Consider the following 1,296-nt stretch of genomic DNA (forward strand, 5'->3'; position numbering starts at 1 on the left):
CTTTAATCTTTTTCCATTCTTTCGGATTGGATCGATGAATGGCTTCACCAAATCCAAATATGTCTGATTCATATTGTTTTTGTACCGATTCAATGGTCTGATTAATACTATCTTCCAATTTTTTTTCCGTGATTTTCTCTAGCTCAGTAATTGTTTTTGGTTCAGTAAGATTAATTGGACATTCTATATCCCCTACATTTCCTTTTACTTTAATATTGATATCTACTTCGGGTTTTCCTTTATTCATTTTACCTTTAACGTCAGATTTTAACTGAATGATTTCTATAGAAATTTTTCCTTCTTTAGGACAAGATATTACACTTACTGTATTTTTCACTGAGTTGGTGATGTCATTATACCCTCTGCTTTCCTCTTCAGTTAACCAGCCCAACAGTTTATCTTTTTTAAACACCGCTAAATCATCATATTGAATTCGCGCAGAAGGAGTAATCGATTCCACATTCTGTTTGCTTGTTCCTATTTCTTGGTCCCCTGTTACTAGAATCCCCGTTAATACCGCTTCTTTTCCTTCATTTGTTAGATCTGTTATCAGCTCATCTAATATAATGCCGTTCGTTGCGGCCCAGGCAGTTTCTGACGCTTTAAGCGTGTTAAACATTTTATTAGCGGGGATGGCTTCAAGAGTTGTTGTGACATTTAGTATCTCTTCCGCGGTCATATCCTTAGCAATAACAACATAAAAATCAGATCGAAGTTCCCAATCTCTTGACAGTAACTCTAAGGATTCGCCTATACCTTCTTCAGCTAAATCCTCACCGATCACAAGCATTCGAAGATGTCCAGGATATATTTTTCGAGGCGAGTTCTTTGTCATTTTTCGAAGAGCTTCATATACCGTTTCCCCGTTCGCCTGAAATAGGGTTACCGGTGAACGCCCAGTACTTGATTTCGTGGATATTTCAGAAGGTACAACCACTTGAGCAGTTACTTGGTATTCATCTTCTACTTTATCGATTCCTAATGCTAATGTAATGCCGAGCTCATTTAATTCCCTCCGGTCCCAACACCCCGTAAGAAAGAGGCTGAGAATCAGGAGTACAAACATGCACTTTTTCATCGTTTACTCCCTTTCATACTCCTCATTTTTGGGTGGTTGTGGTTTTGCAGAGGCGGAATCTTGTTGACGAGTCATATTTTGTTGATTGATTAGGCGAGGTCGAGTAAACATTTTCCATTTAGGCAAACGAATAAACGTGTCCTTTTGATCCGAAATATTAAATGGAGCTAATGGAGACATATATGGTATGCCAAAAGAACGTAAACTGCATAAATGCA

The 1,296-nt window shown here is 38.0% G+C and carries 2 protein-coding genes; both read right to left on the minus strand.

Annotated features, from left to right (window positions below; all coding sequences use genetic code 11):
- A partial coding sequence (locus C8K15_RS19980) for a Ger(x)C family spore germination protein (protein ID WP_233260594.1) occupies positions 1-1,066 on the minus strand: 1,066 nt, incomplete at its 3' end.
- A gap of 15 nt (positions 1,067-1,081) precedes the next feature.
- On the minus strand, positions 1,082-1,296 hold a 215-nt coding region (locus C8K15_RS19985; protein WP_146173693.1), incomplete at its 5' end, for a spore germination protein.

Source organism: Paenisporosarcina sp. OV554 (assembly GCF_003058165.1).
Classification (GTDB): domain Bacteria; phylum Bacillota; class Bacilli; order Bacillales_A; family Planococcaceae; genus Paenisporosarcina.